The organism is Streptomyces sp. ITFR-6 (assembly GCF_031844725.1).
Taxonomy (GTDB): domain Bacteria; phylum Actinomycetota; class Actinomycetes; order Streptomycetales; family Streptomycetaceae; genus Streptomyces.
This window is the reverse complement of the sequence record NZ_CP134612.1, coordinates 8,011,760-8,033,597: the sequence shown is the minus strand read 5'-3', so window position 1 is coordinate 8,033,597 and position 21,838 is coordinate 8,011,760. Positions and strand designations below refer to the sequence as shown.

Genomic DNA, 21,838 nt, shown 5'->3' with positions numbered 1-21,838 from the left:
CATTGGCGCGGCTCGCGGTGCCGGAGGTCTTCGCGGAGGCGGTGGCGGCTCAGGTGCCGGTGGGACGTTCGGCCAGGAGTCCATGGGAGAAGGGGAGATCGCGGTGAGCGGGGACACGGAAGTGCCGGAACCGTCGGATGCGTCGGTCCGGGAGATCGATCTGGTGCGGGTCCGGTACATCGATGCCGAGGGGGCCGAGCATCTGGTGCGGCTGGAGGAGGCGGCCGACGTACGGTTCGAGGACGGCCGGATGGTGCGGGCCATCCCCAGCCACCGGGACCAGGGGCACATGCCGGGTCAGTACTGGGTGGCGAAGTGGGGCGACTTCGCCGAGTACGAGAGCGTGCTGGAGTCGAAGTGGCTGATGCTGCTGGACTTCGATCCGCGGGTGTCGGCTTTCGTCACGCAGCCTTTGGAGTTCGATGCCATCGACGCCCGGGGAGCGTGGCGGCACACGCCGGATGTCTTCGCGCGCCGCCGTGACGGCAGCGTTCTGTTGCTGGACGTGAAGAACCCCGAGCTGCGGGATGACCCGAAGGTGCTGCTGCAGGAGGAGCGCACTCGTCGCGTGTGTGAGCGGCTGGGCTGGGAGTACGCGATGGTGTCGGAGCCGAGCGGGCAACTGTGGGTGAACGTTGATCTGCTGTCCAGTGCCCGGCGCCCGCTGCATCTGGGTGCGGATCTGGTGCCGCGTCTGCTGGAACTGGCCCGTGAGCCGGTGGAGATCGGGGAGCTGATGCGGTTCATGGAGTTCCCGGATCTGGCGCGCGGGGTCCTGTACCACTTGATGTGGCATCAGCGGATCGTCACGGATCTAGACCGTCCACTGCGGGATACGACGCTGGTGAAAACCGCGGCGGAGGTGGGGCATGACGGCTGACGGCGCAGTGAGGCTGCGGCAGGGAACGCGGCTGTTGCTGGACGACGAGGTGCACACCGTGACCGGGGTGACCGACGACGGGGTGCGGCTGCGTTCGGAAAGCGGGGCGTGGACCGTGATCGGTGTGGGGCACCTGCTCGCTGACCCCACCTTCCGCCCCAGCGACGACAGCGAGGTCCCCGAGGGTGAACCCAGCGGTGAACAGGATGCTGTGGAGCGGAAACTGTGGCTGGATGCCGCCGCGCTCTTCGACAAGCTGACCGACAAGCAGCTGGAGGACCTTCAGAGCGCCCAGGAGCACCTCCTGGAGATGACCACTGGCTATCGCAGCGGGGATCCGGGGAACGCACGGCCCGACGAGCCGAGGCCGGAGTACGCCCCGGACCTGGCGCCTGTCCAGCGGGTACGGAGCAAGGCGCGGGAGCTGGGCTACAGCGAGCAGCAGATCTGGCGGCGGCTGCGCCGGTGGCGGGAGGAGGGCCCGTGGGGGCTGGTGGACCGGCGCAGCCACCGCCCCTCGGATCCGCTGGCGGGTGTGGATCCCCGGCTGATCGACGCGATTCTCACCCAGCATCATGTGACGGAGGCCGATGACTCGACCGGCAGCCTGAACCGGCTGCGGCGCCGCGTGGAACGCCGTCTGGCCGACGTCCACGGCCCGGACGTGGTGAAGATGCCGTCGCAGAAGTCGTTCAACCGGTACGTGGCCGCTCTTCTGCCCGGCCTCTACACCACCGGGCGGGCCACGACACGTCAGTCGGCGGCGAACCGGCCGGACGGGCACTATCAGCCGATCACCGCCGGCCGTCCCGGTGAGCTGGTGATGATCGACACCAGCTGGCTGGACGTGCGTGCCTACGATCCGGTTGAGGACGTCGTCTTCTCGGTGGACCTGACGATCGCCATCGACGTGTGCACCCGCAGTCTGCTGGGGTGGCGTCTGGTTCCCAAGGGCACGAAGGCGGTGGACGCGGGCCTGGTGATCGCGGACGCGATGATGCCGGAACCGATGCGTCCGGGCTGGCCCGACGGGCTGCGGCACCGGATGCTGCGGCTGCCGTGCGAGCCACTGCTCGCACAGGACGAGCGGTTCGCCGCCGCCGCGGCCCGCCCGGTGGTGTTTCCCGAGAAGATCGTGATCGACCATGGCAAGGCGTTCGCCTCGCAGGCGGTGAAGAACGTGTGCCGCCGATACGGGATCACCATCCAGGACACCCGCAAATACCGTCCCACCGACAAGCCGCAGGTCGAGGCCGCGTTCAAGACAATCAGGAGCCAGTTCTCCCAGCACATCGCCGGCTACAAGGGCAATCACGTGGTGCACCGGGGCCGGGACGTGGACGCGGTGGCCCGCTGGACGATCGAGGAGTTGGAGGGATTCTTCGCCGAGTACGTCGTCGCGGTCTACCAGGGTCGCCGGCACAAGGGGCTGGTGCTGCCGGGCTTCCCGGAGATCAACCTGTCGCCGAACGACGCCTACCGGCTGGCCGTGCACCGTTGCGGCTACATCGCCGCCCCGCGCGATGCCAACCTGTTCCTGGAACTCCTGCCCATCCACTGGTGCACGATCACCAACCGCCGCATCCAGAAGGATTACCTGCACTACAGCGCGCCCGTCCTCCGCGCCCACAACGGCACCAAGTCCCCCTACCCGCAAGCCGGTGGCACCTGGCCGGTCCGCTACGACCCCCGGGACGTCACCCAGGTCTACTTCCACGACCCGCACACCGGCGTCTGGCACACACTGCGCTGGAGCCACGCGCTGACCGGTCTGGAGCCGTTCACCGACATCACCCTGCGCCAGGTCAAGCAGGAACTGCGCGCGCGTGGCCGCGACCCGCAGGACCAGGAAGCCGTCCTGGACGCGCTGCTGGACCTGCAGAACCGCACGGACGCCGCCGAGGCGTCCACCGCCCGCTCCCGCCGGGCACGCGCCCGCGACGCCGAACGCGCCAGAGCCGCGGCCCGGGACAGGGCCCGCACCGAACTCGTCGACTCCGCCGCCGACACCCCCGCCACAGAGCTCCGCCTCCGCGCCGTGCCACCGCTGCCGCCCGGGAACGAGAACGAGGAAGAGGTCACGATCGACTTCGACGCCCTGCCCTCGTACGAGGTGTGGGGCGGCCGCCCGGAGAAGGACGGCGCACCGTGATGGCCCCGCCGGCCGTCGGCGCGGGCGACTGTCTGCATCCCGGGCTGGCCGAACCCCGGACCAAGGAAGACTGGTTCGGGTATGTGTTCTACGAGCCGCCTTCGCGGCCACTGCTGCCGCCGTACGAGGTCTACCTGGCGATGGACGAGGACGATGCTGAGCGGCGTCGCCTGAATCGCAGCCGCAACCGCTACCACAGCGCCCTGGTGCTGGCCTGGACACCGGCCGTGCGGCACTTCGAGACCGAGATCATGGAACTGCTGGCCGCCAACGAGATGGCGCCGCCCGGCGCCCGGCTCGGCCTGCTCATCGACGGTCCGCCGACAGTCGGCAAGTCCACCCTGGTCAAGATGATCGCCCGGAAGTTCGAGCAGGAACTGCGGGAGGACTTCCCCGAACGGTTCGACCCCGACCGGCTCGGCGACTACGTCCCCGTCGTCTACATCTCGCTCACCGACCAGGTCACCCCCAAGCAGATCTCCCTCGCGATCGCCCGCTACCTCAACGTCCCCACCAGCGGCACCAAGGACACCGTCGACGACCGCGTCCTGACCGCCCTCGCGGCGAGCGGCACCCAGCTGATCATCTTCGACGACCTGCACTTCCTGGACTGCTCCTTCAAGGAAGGCCGGGCCTCCAACGACCACATCAAGTTCCTCGCCAACCACGCCCCGTGCACCATCATCGGCACCGGTGCCGACCTCGAGAACAGCCCGCTGCTCAGCGAGGGCGGCCCCGCTACCCCCCGCAAACGCTCCGCCCGCACCAGGACTCCAGCTCCGGCTCCGGCCGGCGACGTCCGGACCCAGACCGCCGGCCGCTTCAGCCGCCAGGAACTCGCGCCCTTCACCCTCGACAGCGACGACGGCATTCTCCAGTGGGTCGGCGTCATCCGCTCCCTGGAGAGGTCGCTCTCCCTATACCGGCACGAGGAGGAGAGCCTGACCCGTCGGCACTGGCGCTACCTGCACGAACGCACCGACGGCAGCATCGCCGGCCTGCACGCCCTCATCCGCCGCAGCGCCGTACGCGCCGTCCAGCAGGGCTCCGAGGCCATCACACGCGAGGTCATGGACTCCATCGTCCTGTCGTACGCCCACGAACGCGCCTACGCCAAGGTCACGGAACTGAAATCCCGCCAGGAAGCGAGGGAAGCGAAGCAGAAGCAGGGCGGTCAGCGGGCCGCTGTTGACGGAAGTGCGTAAGGGGGCCGGGGGCGAACGCCCGATGCCCGCTTGCAGGATCGATGCCATGTCCACATCACTGCGCCGTCTCACCCTGGTGCCCGAGCCGTACCCCGGTGAGTCTCTCCTGAGCTGGGTCGACGCGCTGGCCCGCCTGAACCGCGTCAGCCGCCTGCACGCCCTTCGGCTCGCGGGCTTCGCCCGCCCCGATGTCTCCGGGTACCGGCCCAGCGTGCACTTCGGCACCTCCCTGACCGCGGAGACGACAGCGCGCGTGCAGAGCGCCACCGGACTGGCCGCCGCCCGGCAGCAGGAGATGACGCTCGCGCACTACGCCGGTGGCGTTCTGTACGCGTTCCCCTCTCCCCCGCACTCGCGGACCACCGCCGTCTGGGTGACCCGACTCCGCCTCGCCCTGCCCTTGCGATCGCGCGCGTGCCCGGCGTGCCTGCGCGAGAACGGTGGGCGCTGGCTGCTGCGGTGGCGTCTCGTCTGGTCCTTCGCCTGCGTACGCCACCGCGTCTATCTCCTCGGCGCCTGCCGCGGGTGCGGCAACGGCCTGCACCGGCTCGGCCCCGGCCCGGCAGACGCGAACGTGTGCGGCCAGTACGAGCGAAGCAGCCAGAGACACGTCTGTCTCCGGGTCATCTCCCGCATGTGTCCTCCCCGGCTGTCCGACCCGCATCTGCTTCACTGCCAGCGCCGTCTCGACCGCCTCGTCGACCACCCGCACGATGACGGCGGCCGGGACATCCTCCAGTCGCTGCACGTGGCACTGGAGGGCATCCGCATCGGCTACGACGACGCCCCGCCGCTTCCCGAGACCGACGCCGCCCTCCACCGGCGCTGGCACGGCCATGGCGGGGCCCTGTGGTACCAGAACGATCCGCTGCTGACGGCCGCTCTCATCAAGATCGCGACGGCGGGCGACCGCGCCGCTTCGCAGGACACCCGCACGCAGGCCGACACGGCCTCGTGGTCTGCCGACGGATCCCTTCCCACGGGCACCAGCGCACCGCCGGCCAACCGCTTCGGCGGCACGTGCCGCGCCACCGCCTGCACGACCTGGGTGCCGCCCGGCCAGGGCCACGTGGGTGAAAACGCAGGTCCTGTGCCCCGCACACGCGAATCACTTCATCACGCCCAGCGCCGCGGACCTCGCCCCCAGACTTTTCACCTGAGCACCACTCGATGACGAAAGCCGTGGCCCGACGGAACAGGCCAGGTGACTCTCGTGGTTGTGGGCGGCCCGTCAGCCAGACGGCCCCGCCCCGGTTGACACCCCGGGCGTGTCCCACCGTACGGACCGGGCGGCGATGCGCACGAGGGCAGACACAGCGGCAGGCGTGCCCCTCTCCAGCGTCCACGACAGTGGCGGCTGCCACGGCTGCCCCTGCGTCTCGTGCACGGCGTCGACGACGAAGCTCTCCATCCGGTCGAGCAGACCCGCCAGCGTCTTACGGTGTGTCACGTCGCGGACGATCAGGACGAGCTGCTGCAACATGCGGCGCGAGGTCTCATTGTGCGAGACGTCGGCGGGCGTCAACAGCGCCTGGACGCGACGCTGGACGTGAACGGCCTCCTCGTCACCCACCGGGAGCACCGGCATCTCCGCCACCGGGAACCCGCACACCGTCGCCCCAAGGCGCCGTGCGCCGCGGCCGTTCCGCGCCGCCGGACGCATGCAGTGCGTGCGCTGTCCGGCGCCGGTCGCCTCCAGACGCCAGTACAACCTGAGGCCGCAGCGCGGACAGCGGTCCACCAGGTACACCAGGTGGTCCGTGCACAGGAAGGTCCACTTCAGCCGCCAGCTGAGCAGCCACCGGCCGCCCGAGGCCTCGATACACAGCGGGCACGCGGCCGAGTGATCGCGGCGCAGCCACGGCTGGCTCGCCCGCATACCCTGACCGACGCTCCCGTTGTCCTCGGCGAGCTGCGGCAGCGCCGTCGGCGTGTAGAAGCCGAACAGCATCCGCTCCACCTGCGCCGGCCTCAGCCCCGTACGCCGCCGCAGTCCTTCCAGCAGTTCCGGGCTCAGATGGAACTGGTGGGTACTGAAACTCGCGCTTCCCTGCAGTCCCAGGGCCCGCAGGGCCGCCGCCCGCGACACCCGCAGACTCACCGCGACCGTGTCGACCCAGCTGACGAACGCCTCCCCCGGAAACGGGGCCGGAACCACCCCGAGCCTCCGGACCGGCTCCTCCTCAGCCACGGCCCGTCCCTCCCCGCCCCTCTTCCCCGGCCGCGCTCTCCACGAGCGGGCGCGCCGGGTTCTCGCCCTCGCGGGGCAGCCACGCCGTACGGAAGTCCGGATGCCCCACGTAGGGCAGCAGCAGGCACCGTACGGCGTACCGAAGGGACCTGCCCTCGCGTGTACGGGCAGCGGTGGCCGCGCAGGCGTCCAGGATCAGCCGCTGGGCCTCGATTCTCTGGTGGAGCAGATCGTCATCGTCCTCGCCCAGGCGCTGTTCCTCTTCACGGAGGCGCGCGTCGAGGAACCGCAGGCACGGCTCGGTGAAGGCGTCCGGACCGGTGTGTTCGCGGGACCGAGCCCTCAGGGTGAACGCCTGCGCGTGCCGCGGGCAGTAGGTGTCCCAGCCGTCGGTGTCGCCCAGCACGACGCCGTGCCCGGCCGGCACCCAGGCGTAGCAGCCGCTGTGGCGGCAGCGGCCGCCGAACCGGTTTGCTGCCAGTTCGATCTCGCCCCGCTGCCCGGACTGCCTGGCGCCCCAGTTCGGCCGTGTGCGTCCGCTTCCGGTCATCTCGCCATCGGCGGTGTCGGGGCCGGCCTCGGTGGCGATCTTCACGGCGGCGGCTACAAGCAGAGGGCGGTACTGCTCGCCGCTTCCGCCGGGCGCGAGGTAGCGGTCCCAGGCCCGATGGACCGCCTCGTCGGTCGCGGGCAGCCGAAGGGGCCGCACTGAGGACCACGCGTCCTGCATCGAGCGGTACAGCGCCCTGAGGATGTCCCGTGCCTCCTCCGACGTCGTGGTGTGCGGGCCGTCGAGTAGGCGGTCGATGGCCCCCTGGCAGGCCAGGAGCCGGGGGTCGCGGAGCGGCTTGCCCCGCATGCGGCGGATGTCGCGCCCGCACGGCTGTGCCGGTGTACGCAGCCCCAGACCCCGGGAGGCCCCGGGACAGATCCAGGACTGCGGATCCCCGGGCCACACCCGGTGCAGGGCGGAACCGCAGCCGGAGCACTGCGAGATCAGGTACCTCTGGTGCCTGACGCACGCGAACGACCAGACGAGCCGCCATTTCAGGAGCCAGCGGCCGCCGTTCTGCCGCAGGCACGACGGACAGGCGTTGGAGTGCTTGGGCAGCACCGTCCGCTGCCGATACCGCCACGCGGCCCAGGCCCCGTACTCCTTCGCGTCGTCCGGCGGCAGCGGCTCCAGCGCACTGCCCGCGTAGTGAGCGAGCGTCATGCTCCGCAGCCGCTGCGCCGTCACCCCGGTGCTCTGGCTCACCGCACGCACGACCGGGTCGCTGACGCGGTAGCCGAACACGGCCGACATCGTGCTTGAGCTGATCAGACCCGCCATGCGCAGCGCCTCGGTCCGGGAGACCTGGTTGAGCCGCGCGAGCGCGTCCCCCCAGCTCAGCAGAGACTCACCGGGATGAGGATCGGGTACGAGCGCGAGCCGACGTGGACTCATGTCCCAGACCCCCGCCGGGGCGTCTCGGATTCGAGCAGCCGACCTGGAGTGACACCCAGCCCCTGAGCCAGGGCGAGGATGGTCAACAGTGACGGGTTCCGTTTGCCGTGCTCGATACCGATGACCATGCGGGCGGACAGGTCGGCGGCTTCGGCGAGCGCTTCGATGCTCATCCCGCAGCTCTCCCGAGCGTCACGGACGGCGAAACCGAAAGCCTGCAGTCGTGGATGGGGAGCGTAGTGGGGCACCCCGTGATGCCAGCAGGCACACCGGAGAGATGACCATGAACGATAGTGCAGTATCGATGGGCTGGCCGCTCGCGTGCGGTGCCGGACGAACAGCGATCTTCCGTCGCGTGATATCCGGATCCGGTGGCACGCTGGCGGGGAGAACGTGGTGAGGGCGATGCTGGAGCTGAGCGAGCCGAGGGTGCTGGTGTGCCGGAGCCGCTACCTGGCCGTGGCCACAAACTGTCGAAGCCGTCCTCGACGAGCTCACCAGGCACTACGGCCGGGACCTGATCGTCATCGAAGGGGCCGCGACCGGCGCGGACCGGGCCGCCCACGACTGGTGCGGACGTCACGGCCTCGGTGAGGACCGGCACCGCTGTTATCCGGTGGACTGGGCAGCCGAGAAGCGGGCCCGCCCTGACCGGTGGCGGATGGCCGACCCCGAACGCAACACGCGCATGCTGTTGAACGAGCACCCCCGGCTGGTCATCACCTTCCACGACCACTTCGCCCCTGCCAGCGGCGGCATCTCGGACATGGCCCCGTGGGCCGTGCTCAGCGAGGTGCTGGTGTGGCTGGTCCCGGGCCAAGACGTCCAGGTGGGCACTTGGGTTCGGCCCGGTATCTTCCCGGCTGATCGGACCCACAGGGTCTTGGCCGAACTGCGGGCCGCAGAAGGGCGGCAGAGCGGGTTATGGGCCCACCGGCACAGCGAAGGCCGTTGCACAACAGCGGGATGGAACCTCTTGCCCCCACAGCAATCCGTGCCGCCGCTGTGGTCACCAAAGCAGTCCTCAGGCACTACCGTCGCGCCGAGGTCGCCCGCGTTGGCAGTGCCGAGGACCGTGCCCAGAGCTACCGCCGATTCTCGACACAATCGCTTCCCCATCACGGCCGCCGACACCCGGAGTTCATGCTTGACCAGCACAAACCCAGCGATCACGTTCGGAAAGCGGAAGCCTTCTCAGGCGAGTTCGGCCTTGCGCACCGTGGAAGACGCGAGGCACACGATCATGCCGATTGCGCTGAGGACACCGCCAGCGAGGAAGGCCATGGCGACACCGCCATAGCTGACGAGAGCGCCGAAGGCCGGAAAGGTCAGCGGGGCGAGCCCGAGCGCCGTCAGGCTGGTCACCGCTGTGACCCGCCCCAGGTAGGCGTGATCTGTGGCTGTCTGGATGAAGGCCTGCGCCAGGCCTCCGGCGATCCCGCCCGTCAGTCCAGCGAGGGCGGCGAGGGCCACCGTGAGGCCCAACTCCGGGACGATGGGAAACAGGGCGATACAGGTGGAGGTCACCAAGGTGGTGGTGATGAGCACGTAGCCCGCCTTCGGCAGGCGTCCCAGGACGGCGAGCATGAGGGCACTAGCCGCCGCTCCCCCGCCGAAACCGGCGACGATCCAGCCCATTCCGGCGGCTCCCCAATCGCGGTCCGAGGCGAGGAAGACGAAGCCGATGTTGAGGGGCCCGGCGAATCCCAGCTCGCTGAGGGCGGCTGCGAGCACCAGCGGACCAATCAGCTTGTGGCGGCGGACGAAGATGAGACCTTCGACGAGGTCACGGCGGGCTGAGTTCTCGCGGACCGGTGCATCGGCGTCCTGGTGCTGCTCAAGTGGCCGCATACGGACGGTGAGGAGGAGCAGGAGCGACACGCCGAACAGGACGCCTGCGAGCGCGAAGGCCGCTTCCGGCCCGCTGATGCCCATTGCGAAACCAGCGAGCGGTGGTCCCATGGTGTTGCCGCCGCGTACAGCGAGTGCCCGCATACCCTGGATGCGTACTAGCTGGTCCGGCGTGGAAATCCGAGGCGGAAGCGCCCCGACAGCGGGCATGAACAGGGCGTCTACAGCACCGAAGACAACGGCGACGGTGATGAGCAGCCAGACGTGGCCAGGCGTAAGTGCGAGCGCCGCGGCCGCGGTTGCAATGATGACGAAACGTACCGCGTCACTGCCGATGACGACCCTGCGTGGCCCGAAGCGGTCTGCGATCACCCCTCCGCCGAGCATGAGCAGGGCTCTGGGAACCGCGCCGGACGCAACGATCAACCCGACTTCCGCGGGGCCGGCTATGCGGTTAGCTGCCCAGCCCAGAGCCATGAAGTAGATGCTGTCGCCGAGGATGGAGAGAGTGTAGGCGGCGAGCCATCGCATCACGGTTCCGTCTTTGTACGCGGGCTTAACCGCGGAATGTTCTGGTCTCAGGGCGCGGGTGCAATCCGTCATCGGGGTGTCCTCTCCTCCTGTGAAGTCGTGGCAACTTGGTTGAACGCAAGGGAAGTGACATCGACGGTCCGTGCCCTCGTAGGCGCAGGCCACCGCGCAAGCAAGGTACTAGTCCCAGCCGGTGGTGTCCTTGGACGTGGTCGGGATGGGAGTCGGCTCGACAGCAGCGGGCTCTGCCTCGCCGTTCGTGGTGGTAGCGCTCTCACTGTCCGTGGTGGTGGCGGCGTAGGCGACCGGGGCGTCCTCGTGGGTGGCGAGCGCTGCAATGCCGAGAGTCGGGAGGGCGACGAGTGCGAGCGTAGCGGCGAACTTCGCGGCGAGACGCAGGCTCTTTTCAGACATGCCAAACTCTTTCTGCGAGAGGGAAGACAGGGATTTGTCAGCTTCGGTGTCCCGTGTATCGCTTGGGCCCGTTCCTGCTGACATGGACAAGTCTTGCCTGCTCGAGAGTCGCTGCCTAGATCTATGGGTTGACCTCATTCGGCCTTCGCCTATTCCGTCCTCTGTCCTGCGGCTCCTGGAGCATCCGGTCGAACAAGGCTGGCACCATCGCCGCTGAGTAGCTTGTGATGTAGCCATGTTGGAGAGCAGGCTCGCTGTCGAGCACCCGGAGCGCCGCCGTGTACGCGACGGTCTCCGCCGCGGACACGGTCGCCGCGTTGACGAAGAGCCCGACCGTCAGCTCGCCCCCGTCGCCGGGGTGGATGCTGATGTGACAGACCTTGCCCTCGGGGGGCATGTGGGAGAGGAATGCGTCCTTGAGGAGCTTCTGGGCGCCAGGGGTGTCGGGAAGCTGAATGCGGACGTGGATCAAACGCATAACCCTAGCCTTCCGGAAGTACAGAAGGTTCAACAGCGGCCAATACCGGACTGTTTATGCCATTGCCGAATCCGGCCACAGTGCCCGGTGAGCATGCCACGGATCCGCGCCTTTGTAGCAGTCCTATCGGCGGAGCATGCTTTGATTCGTCCTGATCATCAGTTGGGGGAGGACGAAATATGCTGGAAGCACTGGGGTTGGATGGCGTCTGCGAGAACGTGTACCGCGCCGTACTGGCACACCCACAGGCCGAGTTCGACACGCTCCGCGAGAGACTCGGCCTGCCCGAGGCCGAACTGCGTCAGGCCTTGGACAGGCTTAGCGAACTGGCCCTGGTCCGGCCCGCGTTCGACCAGCCGCACTACTTCCGAGCCGTGGACCCTGAGGTCGGCATGCAGGCCGTCATCGCCCGCCAGCAGGAGCGGCTGGCGGCCGAGCAGCAGCGGATCGAGCGGATGCGCCTCGCCGCCGCACAGCTGGCCGCGGACTTCACCGTCGCCCGGCCCCACAAGCAAATCGACGGCATCGAACGCCTCGACGGCATCGAGGAGATCAGAGAACGGATCTCGCTCCTCGTCCGCGACGTCCGCACCGAGGTTATGACGCTGGCGCCCGGGGGGAGCGCAGAGCGAGGCCAGCATGGAGGCAGCGAAGCCGCAGGACCAGGCACTCCTGGAGCGCGGTGTCCGGATGCGGACCCTCTACCTCGACAGCGTCCGCAACAGTCCGACGACCGTGGCCTACGCGAACTGGCTCACCGAACTGAACGGCGAGGTCCGTACCACCCCGTCCCTGCCGATCCGGCTGATGGTCCTGGATCGGCAGATCGCGATCGTCCCGACCGACGAGGGGAACAGCCGCGCCGGGGCGCTCGTACTCAGCGGGAGCGGCACCGTCACGGCCCTTTGTGCGCTCTTCGACACCATCTGGGACAGCGCCGTACCCTTGGGCAGCGCATCCTCCCGCGAGCGGGAGGACGACCGCGGCCTCTCCCCCCAGGAGTCGGAGGCGCTCCGCCTTCTGGGCCAGGGCCTAACCGACGATGCTGTCGCGAAGCGCCTCGGCGTCTCGCCCCGCACCGCCCGCCGCATCGCCGCGGACTTGCTGGAGAAGCTCGGGGCGCGCAGCCGCTTCCAGGCGGGCTCCCGGGCCGTGGCCAAGGGCTGGCTGACCGGCGAGGAGTGAGCCCGCCCCGGCCCAAGAGTCGCCTTCGGCTCAGGCCCCTGCGTCGGCCGGGTCCTTGACCGCGAGGGCGGCGGCGAGGCCGGTGGGGGCAGCCACGTCGTACAGGCTCCAGTCGGGCACCTGAGCGCCCTCCGCCACGTAGTCGTGGGCGGCGCCCATGGCGAGCCCGGTGCCCAGGCCCTTGAGGTAGGCCTCCTTGCGCGCCCAGACCCGGGCGAAGACGGCTGCCCGCCGCTCGGGCGGGGCCAGCTCCAGAAGGGCCTGCTCGCGGGGGTGCAGCGTGTCGGCGAGTTCATCGGCCACCTCCACCGCCGGATGCACCTCCAGGTCCACGCCCACCGCCGTACGGGCCAGGGCGATCAGGCAGTAGCCGGCCCGCCGGGACAGCGAGAACTGCAGCGAGCTGCCCTCGACGACCGGTCGGCCGTGGCCGGCGTCGCACACTGGGCAGTCGGCCTGCGAGAGCCGCACGTCCTCGGGTGCCCGCCCCAGGTGGGCGCCGAGGATGCGGCGCAGCGCGATGTGCGAGGCCATGTAGTGCGCCCGGTCCAGGGGCGAGCGGAAGGCCGTCGCCTTGGCCCGCTCCTTGGCGTCGAGCAGGGACAGGTCGGGCTCGGCGCCTCCCCTGGCCAGGTTTACCAGCCACAGCCGCGGGCCCGCGGAGGGTTGGACGAGTTCGGCCAGGTGGTCGGTGCGGTAGAGCCGCGGGGTGAGCAGGGCAGTGGGGGCCGGGGCCGTGGTGGTCTCGTGGGCCAGCAGCGTCGTGGACATGGGGCTCCTTCGACGAGGACGAAATGGGGTGCGGGGGTGCGGGCCGCGCGGGGCGGCGGCCCGCGCCGTCAGGTGGCGGCCAGCGCGACCAGGGCGTCCCGGGCGCGGCCGGCGGGCGCGAGCAGTTTGTCGAAGCGCGCGCGGGAGATGTTGCCGCCGCTGAGGACCACCACGACGTCCCGGGTGTGCTCGACGCGCAGCGCCGCCGCAACCGCCGCGGCCGAGCTGGGCTCGGCCACGACCCCGTGGCCGAGCAGCAGGGCCATGGTGCGGACGATCTCGTCGTCGTCGACGACCGTGAGCCGGTCCGTTCCGGCGGCCACAATCGGGAGGGCGACCCGGCCCGGAGCCTGACCTCGCAGCCCGTCGGCGACGGACGCAGATGGCGGGACAGTCACCGGCCGGCAGGTCGCAAGGGAGAGCGCGTAGCGGGGTGCCGAGACCGGCTCCACACCGACCACCGCTGGCGCCCGATCCCGTGCCCCGGACAACGCCCAGGCCTGCTTCGCGAGGCACATGCCGGCCAGCAGCCCGCCGCCGCCGACGGGCACGTACACCGCCTCGATCCCCGGCGCCGCGGCGGCGATCTCCAGGCCCGTGGTGCCCTGGCCTGCGATGACGTCGGCGTGGTCGGAGGAGGGGATCAGGGTCGCACCCTGCTCCGCGGCGAGGACCTCCGCCAGGCGGTTGCGCTCCGCGACCCCGCCCTCCACGAACCGTACGCGGGCGCCCAGTTCGCGAATCTGCTCCACCTTCTCCGGAGCCGACTGCGCGGTCATCACGACCGTCGCTGGGATCCGCCGGGCGCGGGCCAGCATCGCCACCGCCTTGCCGTGGTTCCCGGAGGAGGCGGTCACCACCCGGGTGGGCGCGGCGACGGCGAAGGCGTTGGTCACGCCGCGTAGTTTGAACGAACCCGACTTCTGGAGGTCCTCCCGCTTGAGCAGCACCGGGGTGCCGGGCACCCGCCAGAGCGGCGTCCGGCGGACCACCGGGGCGATCCGCCTCCCGGCGGCGCGTACGTCCTGGAAGGTGGGAATCCGCACGCCGGCCGCGGTGTCGGTGGTCGTGCTGGCTGTCTTCTCGGCGCTGCTCATGCCTGCCACCTCGCGTACTCGGTCGAGTTGCTGATGATCGTGCGGGCCAGGACGGACACGGCTTCCTGAGTCGTCATCATGTCCATGTGCGTGCCCGGTGTGTGTGCCTGCCGCAGGCCGCCCGGATAGAGTCCGCGCCAGTGGTCCGTGTACTCCTCGGCGCTGCCGTCGCTGGCGTTCGAGCCCTCTCCGCTGAGCCGCACGTCGTCGCTGACGACGAGCGTGCAGGGGGCCGCCGAGTCCGGCGGCTCATAGGCCGCCACCGACTCCAGGAGCCCGCCGAGGGTGGCGTACGGAAGCCACTCGTCGAGCGTCGCCGACTCGTCCGGCACCTCCAGGATCCCGGCGAGCTGCCGCAGCGCCATCTCGGTCCGCTCGCGCTCCGCGCCCTGCTGCCTGCGGCCCTTCTCCCAGAGGGCGACCGCCCGGTGGTAGTCGGCCACGTAGCCCATCAGGCGCTTCCTGACCTGCGGTTCGACGATTGGCGGCTCCACCAGAAAGACCTGCGCGGTGTCCGCCGGGGCCTGCCGGGCCATCTCGTGGGCGATGACGGCGCCCAGCGACCAGCCGAGCAGGTGGTACGGGCCCTCCGGCTGGATCGCCCGGATCTCCTCCCAGTAGCGCGCGGCCAGCGCCGGCACGCCCTGCACCGTCTCTTCGTCCGGCTCCATGCCGGGCGCCTGGATGCCGTACGTCCGGTACTCGTCGGCGAGCTCTCCGGCGAGCGCCGTGAACCAGTGCGCGCTGCCGCCGCTGGGATGGACGCAGAACAGGTTCTTCCGCGCCGCCTCTCCGGTGCTTCGCCCGGTGGCGTCGTCCGGCCGGCCGCCGCCGAGCTCGAAGGCCAGGGAGCGGGACACCGTCCCGGCCCGGGACAGCAGGTCCGCCGCCTCGGCGACCGTCGGGTACTGCATCACCGCCCGCACCGACATCGCGTAGCCCGCGTTCTGCAGCCGGGTCGCCAGCCGTACGGCGCGCAGCGAGTGCCCGCCGAGCTGGAAGAAGTCGTCGTGGACGCCGACCTGTTCCAGGCCCAGGACCTCGCTCCAGATGTCGGCGACGATCCGCTCGGTCTCGGTGCGCGGGGCTACGAACTCGGTGTCCGTGTGGGGGCGGTCGCCCTCCGGCTGCGGCAGCGCCTTGCGGTCGATCTTGCCGTTCGGGGTGAACGGCAGCCCTTCGAGGAAGACGAACCAGCTCGGGATCATGTAGTCCGGCAGGCTCGCCCGCAGCCGGGCCCGCAGGCCCGCCACCGTCAGCTCCCGGCCGGCGGACGGCACGCAGTAGCCGACGAGCCGCTTGTCGCCGGGGGTGTCCTCTCGGACGATCACCACGGCCGCGGCGAGGTCCTCGTGGGCGGCGAGCGCCGACTCGATCTCGCCGAGCTCGATCCGCAGTCCGCGTAGCTTGACCTGCTGGTCGATCCGGCCGAGGAACTCCAGGTTTCCCTCCGGGAGCCAGCGCACCAGGTCGCCCGTGCGGTAGACCTTCTGACCGGTTTACGGGGCGAAGGGGTGGGGGACGAAACGCTCGGCGGTCAGCTCGGGCCGGTTCCAGTAGCCGCGGGCCACGCCCTCGCCGCCGATCCACAGCTCACCCGGGACGCCGACCGGCGCCAGGCCGCCGAAGCGGTCCATCACGAACACCTCGTGGTTCGCGATCGGCGTCCCGATCAGTACCCGGTCCCGGGCCTCGGCGTACTCGTGCAGGGTGCTGCACACGGTGTCCTCGCTCGGCCCGTACGCGTTGACGAACACCCGCCCCGGTGACCAGGTGGCCAGCACGTCCGTCGGGCAGGCCTCGCCGGCCACCACGATCGTCCGGACGCTCTCCATCGCCTCGGTGGACACCCCGGCGAGTAGCGACGGCGACATCGTGACCGCGGTGACCCCGTGCCGGGCCACCGTCGTCTCCAGCGGCCTACCGGGGAACAGGTCCTCGCGTGGCGCGAGCACCAGGGCCGCACCGGCACCCCAGGTTGTGATCACCTCGTACATCGAAGCGTCGAAGCTCGGCGACGCGAACTGCAGCACCCGGCTTGCGGCGTCCAGCCGCAGTCGGCCCGGCAGGTGCTCCGCCATGCTGACCGCGCCCTGGTGCTGGATCATGACGCCCTTGGGGGTGCCGGTGGATCCGGAGGTGTAGATGATGTACGCGAGGTTGTCGGGGCCGCTCCGCGGCTCCGGGTTCGTCGTGGGGTGGGCCGCGATCAGGGTGTCCCACTCGGTGTCGATGAGTACCTGCGGGGAGCCGTCGGGGAGCCGGTCGGCCAGGTGGGACTGGGTGATCACGAGCGGCGCGCGGGTGTCGGACAGCATGAACTCGATGCGGGCGGTGGGGTAGTCGGGGTCCACCGGCACGTAGGCGCCACCGGCCTTCATCACCCCGAGCAGGGCCACAATCATGTCCGGCCCGCGGTCCACGCACACCGTGACCAGGTCCTCGGCCGTGATACCCCGGCCGATGAGGTGGTGCGCGAGCCGGTTGGCGCGGGCGTTCAGCTCCCCGTAGGTCAGCTCGACGTCCTGGAAGAGGAGCGCGGTGGCGTCCGGGGTGCGGGCGGCCTGCTGCTCGAAGAATTCGTGGACGGTGATGTCGTTCTGGTACGGCACAGTGGTGTCGTTGAAGGTGACGAGGAGCCTCTCGCGTTCCCGGGCCGTGAGCACATCCAGCTCGCCGACCGGCGTTGCCGGGGCCGCGACGGCGGCGGCCAGCAGGCTCACGTAGTTCCCGGCGAGGCGCTCGACCGTCGTCCGGTCGAACAGCTCCGGCGAGAAGAGGATGCGGCCCTCGACGGCCCCGGTGGCCTCGTCCGCGTCCAGCAGGCAGACCAGGTCGAAGTTGGGTGTCTCGCCCCGCACCTCGATGGTGTCGAGGGTCAGGCCGGGGAGGGTCCAGGTGCTGTCGGGCAGGTTCTGGAGGGCGAACATGACCTGGAAGAGGGCGTTGCGGGAGAGGTCGCGCTCGGGGGCGAGGTCTTCGACGATGCGCTCCAAGGGCAGGTCCTGGTGGGCGTAGGCGCCAAGGGCGGTCTCGCGGACCTGGGCGAGGAGATCGGTGAAGGTGGGGTTGGCCGACAGATCCGACCGCATGACCAGGGTGTTCACGAAGAAGCCGACCAGGTTCTCGACCTCGGCGCGGTTACGGCCGGCGACCGGGGTGCCCACGGCGATGTCGTCCTGCCGCGACCAGCGCGACAGCAGGACCTGGAAGGCGGCCATGCCGACCATGAAGAGCGAGGCGTTCTGGTCGGCGGCGAGCCTCTGGAGGCCCTGGGCCAGGTCGGCGCCGATGGTGAAGGTGAGCGAATCGCCCGCGCCGGAGCGGACCAGCGGGCGCGGCCGGTCGGTGGGGAGTTCGAGCGGCTCGACGCCGGAGAGGTTCTCCCGCCAGTAGCCGAGCTGGCCCTGCTCCCGCTCGGGGGTGAGCCACCGGCACTGCCAGAGCGCGAAGTCCGCATACTGCACAGGGAGTTCGGCTAGCTCAGGGGTGCGGTGGTCGAGGGCGGCGGCGTACAGCTCGCGCAGTTCGTCGGTGAGGACGGAGACAGACCAGCCGTCGGCGACGATGTGGTGAATGGCGACCAGGAGCAGGTGCTCGTCCTGCGCGAGCCGGACGACGGTGACGCGCAGCAGCGGGCCGGCTGCGAGATCGAACGGCTCGCGCGCCTTCGCGTCGAGGACCTTCCGCGCCCGGGTCTCCGGGTCCTGCGTGCCGGACAGGTCCGTGAGCTCGACCGTGACCGGCCAGGGGGCGTCGACGACCTGGAGCGGCTCGCCCTGCTCGTCGGCGACGAAGCGGGTGCGCAGCACTTCGTGGCGGGCGACGAGGCCGGAGAACGCGGTCTCCAAAGCGGCCGGGTCGAGGGCGCCGTCGACCCGGAAGCCGAACGGGATGACGTACTCGGCGCTGCCCGGCTCCAGCTGGTCCAGGAACCACAGGCGCCGCTGGGCGAACGACAGCGGAAGTGAGGCCGTACCGTCGGTGCCGTCCGCTCCGGTCGGGCGCGGGAGGAGCGGCACGGCGAGGCCGCCGTCGCCGCTGGTGAGGACCTCGGTGAGCCGCGCGACCGTCGGGGCGTTAAAGATGTCGCGGACGGTCACCTCCACGTCGAGCCGCTTCGCGACCCGCGAGACGATCTGGAACGCGTGCAGGGAGTGCCCGCCGAGCTGGTAGAAGTCGTCGTGGACGCTGACCTGGTCGAAGCCGAGGACCTCGCACCAGATGTCGGCGACGATCCGCTCGGTCTCGGTGCGTGGGGCGGTGAAGCCGCCGCCGGCATCCTCACGGGCCGCTTCGGGGGCCGGCAGCGCCCGGCGATCGACCTTGCCGTTCGGGGTAAGCGGCAGCACATCGAGGAAGACGAACCAGCTGGGGACCATGTAGTCCGGCAGGCTCGCCCGCAGCCGCTCGCGCAGCCCCGCGACGGTCAGTGCGCGGCCGGCGACGGGCACGCAGTAGGCGACGAGGCGCTTGTCGCCGGGGGTGTCCTCGCGGACCACGACGGTGACGTTGGCGACGTCCTCGTGGGCGGCGAGCGCGGCCTCGATCTCGCCGAGCTCGATCCGCAGACCGCGGATCTTGACCTGCTGGTCGATGCGGCCGAGGAACTCGATGTTGCCATCGGGCAGCCAGCGCACCAGGTCACCGGTGCGGTAGACCTTCTGATCGGTGCCCTGGGCGAAAGGGTGGGCGACGAAGCGGTCGGCGGTGAGGTCCGGCCGGTTCCAGTAGCCCTGGGCGACCCCCGGGCCGCCGATCCACAGCTCGCCGGGGACACCGACCGGAGCAAGGCCGCCGAAGCGGTCCACGAGCAGGGCCTGGGTGTTGGCGATCGGACGTCCGATGGGCATGGACGTGAGCCGCGGGCCGTCCGGGTCAACGACGTAGCAGGTCGCGAAGACCGCCGCCTCCGTCGGGCCGTAGCCGTTGACCAGGTTCCGCGGCGCGTACGGACCGGCGCGCAGCGCGTCCGCGACCGACCGCTCGACCGCGTCACCCCCGTACATCACCGTCTTCATCCCGGCGACCAGGTCGGGGCACTCGGACACGTGGTGGTTGAAGAGGGGCGCCGTCAGCCACATCGTGGTGACGCCGTGCGCGCGGAGGGTCGTGGCGAGGAGCGCGGTGTCGACGAGCGCGGCCTTGGGGACGATCGCGAGCGAGGCGCCTGAGGTGAGGGCGCCCCAGCACTCCCAAGTGAACACGTCGAAGCAGAAGTTGCAGGTCTGGGCGACGACATCAGTGGGGGCGACGTCCGCGAACCAGTTGTTGTCGATCAGCCGACAGATCGCCTGGTGCTGAACCATCACGCCCTTGGGCGTGCCCGTGGAACCGGAGGTGTAGATGATGTACGCGAGGTCCTGGGGTCCGCCCTGCGGTACCGGGTCGGTGTCGGGCCGGGTGCCGATGTCCGTGTCCCAGTCGGTGTCGATGAGGACCTGCGGGGCCGTGACCGGGAGCCGGTCGACGAGGTGGGACTGCGTGATGACGAGCGGCGCCCGGGTGTCCGTGAGCATGAACTCGATTCGGGCGGCCGGGTAGTCCGGGTCGAGAGGGACGTACGCGCCACCGGCCTTCAGCACGGCGAGCAGCGCGACGATCATGTCGGTGCCGCGGTCCACGCACACCGTGACGAGGTCGCCCTTGGCGACGCCCCGGTCGGTGAGGTGGTGGGCCAGTTGGTTGGCGCGGGCGTTGAGCTGCGCGTACGACAGCTGTTCGGCGCCGAACGCGACGGCGGGGGCGTCCGGGGTGCGGGCGGCCTGCCGCTCGAAGAGCTCGTGGACGGTGGTGCTGTCCTGGTACGGCACGGTGGTGTCGTTGAAGCCGATCAGGAGCTGCTGCCGCTCCGCCGCGTCGAGGATATCGAGCCGGCCGACCGGCCGGGCGGGGTCGGCGACGGCCGCTGCCAGCAGGTTGCCGTAGTGGCCGGTGAGCCGCTCGACCGTTGCCCGGTCGAACAGCTCCGCCGGGTAGGCAAGCGTGCAGGCGAAGCCGCCGTCCGCAGAGGGCCTCAGGACCAGCGAAAGGTCGCACGCCTCGACCCCCGGCGTTCCCTCCGACCCCGTGCGCCGCCCGTCCTCGCGCAGCTCGAACATGACCTGGAAGAGAGGGTTGCGGGAGAGGTCGCTTTCGGGGGCGATCTCCTCCACGATCCGGCCGAACGGCAGGTCCTGGTGCTCGTGGGCGGCCAGGGCCGTAGCGTGGACCTGGTCGAGGAGAGCGGAGAAGGACGGGCCAGCGGAGAGGTGCGCCCGCATCACCAGGACATTGGGGAACGCCTCGCCCGCACCCACGTCGATGGGGACGCCGACAGCGATGTCGTCCTGCCGCGACCAACGGGAGAGCAGCGCCTGGAGGCCCGCAAGACCCGCCGCGAACACGGAGGCGTCCTGTTCCGAGGCGAGCTTCCTCAATCCCTCAGCCGTGGCGGCGGGAATGCTGAAGCCGACCACGTCGGTGATACCGGGATGGCTGAGTGGCCGGGGCCGGTCGGTCGGGAACTCCAGTGGCCCCACCCCGGCCAGGCTCCTTCTCCAGAATTCCAGCTGCCGGTCGAGCGCGTCAGCTGATATGAAGAATTCCATGGAAAGGGTCATGTCGTCACCGATTCGGATTCGAGAGCGCCAGCAGGAAGGGCGCCGAGTACATGGAGAGGAACTGCCGGTCGGGCAGAATGAAGGAGGGACCCGGCGCGAAATCGAAAATTGCTGCCGTCGACGCAACCGGAAGTTCGGTCCACCGGAGAGTCCGAGGTCAGGGCGACTACCTATGACCTACTTCTCATCATTACTGATGCGTCGACCGAGCCGGACGAGTCTGGCGAAGCGACTGGACTAGGCGTCACGCCAACATGGATAAGCGTGTCAATAATCACATTCACTCCCGTTCTCGTCTTCTTTCGTCGACATGCAGATATCAAGGTTGAACAGCCGACGCTGCCTTACTGTCTCCCGGGGAACCGTCCCCGGTGATCACAGTTTTACCTTCTCCTCGGAGCAGCGAAAGACCTGGCCGGTGGACGGAAACGGCACCGTCATAAACCGTCCTGGCCGATCGCCCGCCTCACCTGCCGCCCTCAGCCGGCTGTCGGGAGACTTTCCTGCGACCGTGGAGGCCGCCGGGCGACTGGGCTGGCCGGGGCGTCACCAGCGGGTGCTGGGCGACGCGTGGTGGGTGTAGGGAGACATGGACCGCGCGGCAGCCGCCTACCTGGCTGCTGGCGCGCCTCAGTCTGCGCTCCACCGAGCTGACCGCACGCATCGCCGCCCTCGTACGCGATGCCGGGCTCGCCACAGACCTGCCGGGGCGGGCTGCTGTCCTTCTCGCCGCGATCGGCGTCTCCGGCGTCTCCTACGCCGCGGCCAAGCTCCAACTGGCCCTGTGCTTCCACTACGCCGTCCTCGACGCACCCAACGATCTCGCGGCCGGCATCGCCCACCTGCGCGAGCTCACGCAGAGCGGCGACTGCACGTACTACGTCGACATCGCACACTTCATGGCCGGCCTCCCGCTCCCCGAACAGGCCGCGCGGGCACGGTGGATCGACGGGGAAGAGCGCACCCGCGAGCGGTGGCGGAATAGAGTGATCAGGCGCCGTCGGTTACTGAACGCTGCTCGCTGACAGATAACA

The 21,838-nt window shown here is 70.1% G+C and carries 15 protein-coding genes and 1 pseudogene; 6 read left to right on the top strand and 10 right to left on the bottom strand.

Annotated features, from left to right (window positions below; translation table 11 throughout):
• The first annotated feature begins 82 nt into the window (after nt 1-82).
• From RLT59_RS36320 to RLT59_RS36305, 4 genes are read left to right on the top strand one after another with little or no spacing between them, the layout of a single operon-like run.
• Nucleotides 83-880 carry a TnsA-like heteromeric transposase endonuclease subunit gene (locus RLT59_RS36320; RefSeq protein WP_311307322.1) on the top strand — a complete coding sequence of 266 codons (798 nt, stop codon included), beginning with the start codon at nt 83-85 and terminating at the stop codon, nt 878-880.
• Nucleotides 870-3,032: a TnsB C-terminal domain-containing protein gene (locus tag RLT59_RS36315; protein ID WP_311307321.1), complete on the top strand. Its 2,163-nt coding sequence runs from the start codon at nt 870-872 to the stop codon at nt 3,030-3,032. The genes RLT59_RS36320 and RLT59_RS36315 overlap by 11 nt, the downstream gene beginning before the upstream one ends.
• The gene (locus RLT59_RS36310; protein ID WP_311307980.1) at nt 3,032-4,237 is read left to right on the top strand and encodes a TniB family NTP-binding protein; all 1,206 of its coding nucleotides are present in this window, start codon (nt 3,032-3,034) and stop codon (nt 4,235-4,237) included. The genes RLT59_RS36315 and RLT59_RS36310 overlap by 1 nt, the downstream gene beginning before the upstream one ends.
• A 46-nt stretch (nt 4,238-4,283) precedes the next feature.
• Entirely contained in the window at nt 4,284-5,411 is a 1,128-nt protein-coding gene (locus tag RLT59_RS36305; protein WP_311307320.1) for a TniQ family protein, read from the top strand.
• 57 nt (nt 5,412-5,468) lie between these two features.
• Here the strand turns inward: RLT59_RS36305 and RLT59_RS36300 are convergent, their stop codons facing one another.
• From RLT59_RS36300 to RLT59_RS36275, 6 genes are all read right to left on the bottom strand, one after another.
• On the bottom strand, nt 5,469-6,428 hold the full coding sequence (locus RLT59_RS36300; protein WP_311307319.1) for a TniQ family protein: 960 nt from the start codon (nt 6,426-6,428) through the stop codon (nt 5,469-5,471).
• Nucleotides 6,421-7,875 (bottom strand): DUF6221 family protein, encoded by a 1,455-nt coding sequence (locus tag RLT59_RS36295; RefSeq protein ID WP_311307318.1) that lies wholly within the window; start codon nt 7,873-7,875, stop codon nt 6,421-6,423. Before RLT59_RS36295 ends, RLT59_RS36300 begins: the two co-directional genes overlap by 8 nt.
• Nucleotides 7,872-8,123: a helix-turn-helix domain-containing protein gene (locus RLT59_RS36290; RefSeq protein WP_311307317.1), complete on the bottom strand. Its 252-nt coding sequence runs from the start codon at nt 8,121-8,123 to the stop codon at nt 7,872-7,874. The genes RLT59_RS36295 and RLT59_RS36290 overlap by 4 nt, the downstream gene beginning before the upstream one ends.
• Before the next feature lie 946 nt (nt 8,124-9,069).
• Complete coding sequence (locus RLT59_RS36285) at nt 9,070-10,329, bottom strand: MFS transporter (RefSeq protein WP_311307316.1); 1,260 nt, start codon at nt 10,327-10,329, stop codon at nt 9,070-9,072.
• A 108-nt stretch (nt 10,330-10,437) separates the two neighbouring features.
• On the bottom strand, nt 10,438-10,671 hold the full coding sequence (locus RLT59_RS36280; protein ID WP_311307315.1) for a hypothetical protein: 234 nt from the start codon (nt 10,669-10,671) through the stop codon (nt 10,438-10,440).
• 121 nt (nt 10,672-10,792) lie between these two features.
• Nucleotides 10,793-11,182, bottom strand: coding sequence for a hypothetical protein (locus RLT59_RS36275; protein ID WP_311307314.1), 390 nt, complete (start codon nt 11,180-11,182; stop codon nt 10,793-10,795).
• A gap of 146 nt (nt 11,183-11,328) precedes the next feature.
• Between RLT59_RS36275 and RLT59_RS36270 the strand changes: the two are divergent.
• A pseudogene (locus tag RLT59_RS36270) lies at nt 11,329-11,475 on the top strand (helix-turn-helix transcriptional regulator); the annotation flags it as partial.
• A 313-nt stretch (nt 11,476-11,788) separates the two neighbouring features.
• Nucleotides 11,789-12,334 (top strand): helix-turn-helix transcriptional regulator, encoded by a 546-nt coding sequence (locus tag RLT59_RS36265; RefSeq protein ID WP_311307313.1) that lies wholly within the window; start codon nt 11,789-11,791, stop codon nt 12,332-12,334.
• Between the two features lie 30 nt (nt 12,335-12,364).
• Here RLT59_RS36265 and RLT59_RS36260 read toward each other — a convergent pair whose 3' ends face one another.
• The 4 genes from RLT59_RS36260 to RLT59_RS36245 form a co-directional block, all read right to left on the bottom strand.
• On the bottom strand, nt 12,365-13,105 hold the full coding sequence (locus RLT59_RS36260; RefSeq protein WP_311307312.1) for a 4'-phosphopantetheinyl transferase family protein: 741 nt from the start codon (nt 13,103-13,105) through the stop codon (nt 12,365-12,367).
• A gap of 68 nt (nt 13,106-13,173) precedes the next feature.
• Nucleotides 13,174-14,202 carry a threonine ammonia-lyase gene (locus RLT59_RS36255; RefSeq protein ID WP_311307311.1) on the bottom strand — a complete coding sequence of 343 codons (1,029 nt, stop codon included), beginning with the start codon at nt 14,200-14,202 and terminating at the stop codon, nt 13,174-13,176.
• Nucleotides 14,199-15,668: an alpha/beta fold hydrolase gene (locus RLT59_RS39525; RefSeq protein ID WP_399126701.1), complete on the bottom strand. Its 1,470-nt coding sequence runs from the start codon at nt 15,666-15,668 to the stop codon at nt 14,199-14,201. Before RLT59_RS39525 ends, RLT59_RS36255 begins: the two co-directional genes overlap by 4 nt.
• A 33-nt stretch (nt 15,669-15,701) precedes the next feature.
• Nucleotides 15,702-20,792: a non-ribosomal peptide synthetase gene (locus RLT59_RS36245; protein WP_399126699.1), complete on the bottom strand. Its 5,091-nt coding sequence runs from the start codon at nt 20,790-20,792 to the stop codon at nt 15,702-15,704.
• Nucleotides 20,793-21,838 lie beyond the last annotated feature (1,046 nt).

Coding starts and splice junctions, on each gene's coding strand:
- RLT59_RS36285 (WP_311307316.1), bottom strand. CDS start 10,329: ATGACGGATTGCACCCGCGCCCTGAGACCAGAACATTCCGCGGTTAAG.
- RLT59_RS36255 (WP_311307311.1), bottom strand. CDS start 14,202: ATGAGCAGCGCCGAGAAGACAGCCAGCACGACCACCGACACCGCGGCC.
- RLT59_RS36315 (WP_311307321.1), top strand. CDS start 870: ATGACGGCTGACGGCGCAGTGAGGCTGCGGCAGGGAACGCGGCTGTTG.
- RLT59_RS36260 (WP_311307312.1), bottom strand. CDS start 13,105: ATGTCCACGACGCTGCTGGCCCACGAGACCACCACGGCCCCGGCCCCC.
- RLT59_RS36310 (WP_311307980.1), top strand. CDS start 3,032: ATGGCCCCGCCGGCCGTCGGCGCGGGCGACTGTCTGCATCCCGGGCTG.
- RLT59_RS36265 (WP_311307313.1), top strand. CDS start 11,789: ATGGAGGCAGCGAAGCCGCAGGACCAGGCACTCCTGGAGCGCGGTGTC.
- RLT59_RS36305 (WP_311307320.1), top strand. CDS start 4,284: ATGTCCACATCACTGCGCCGTCTCACCCTGGTGCCCGAGCCGTACCCC.
- RLT59_RS36295 (WP_311307318.1), bottom strand. CDS start 7,875: ATGAGTCCACGTCGGCTCGCGCTCGTACCCGATCCTCATCCCGGTGAG.
- RLT59_RS36245 (WP_399126699.1), bottom strand. CDS start 20,792: ATGGAATTCTTCATATCAGCTGACGCGCTCGACCGGCAGCTGGAATTC.
- RLT59_RS36280 (WP_311307315.1), bottom strand. CDS start 10,671: ATGTCTGAAAAGAGCCTGCGTCTCGCCGCGAAGTTCGCCGCTACGCTC.
- RLT59_RS36320 (WP_311307322.1), top strand. CDS start 83: ATGGGAGAAGGGGAGATCGCGGTGAGCGGGGACACGGAAGTGCCGGAA.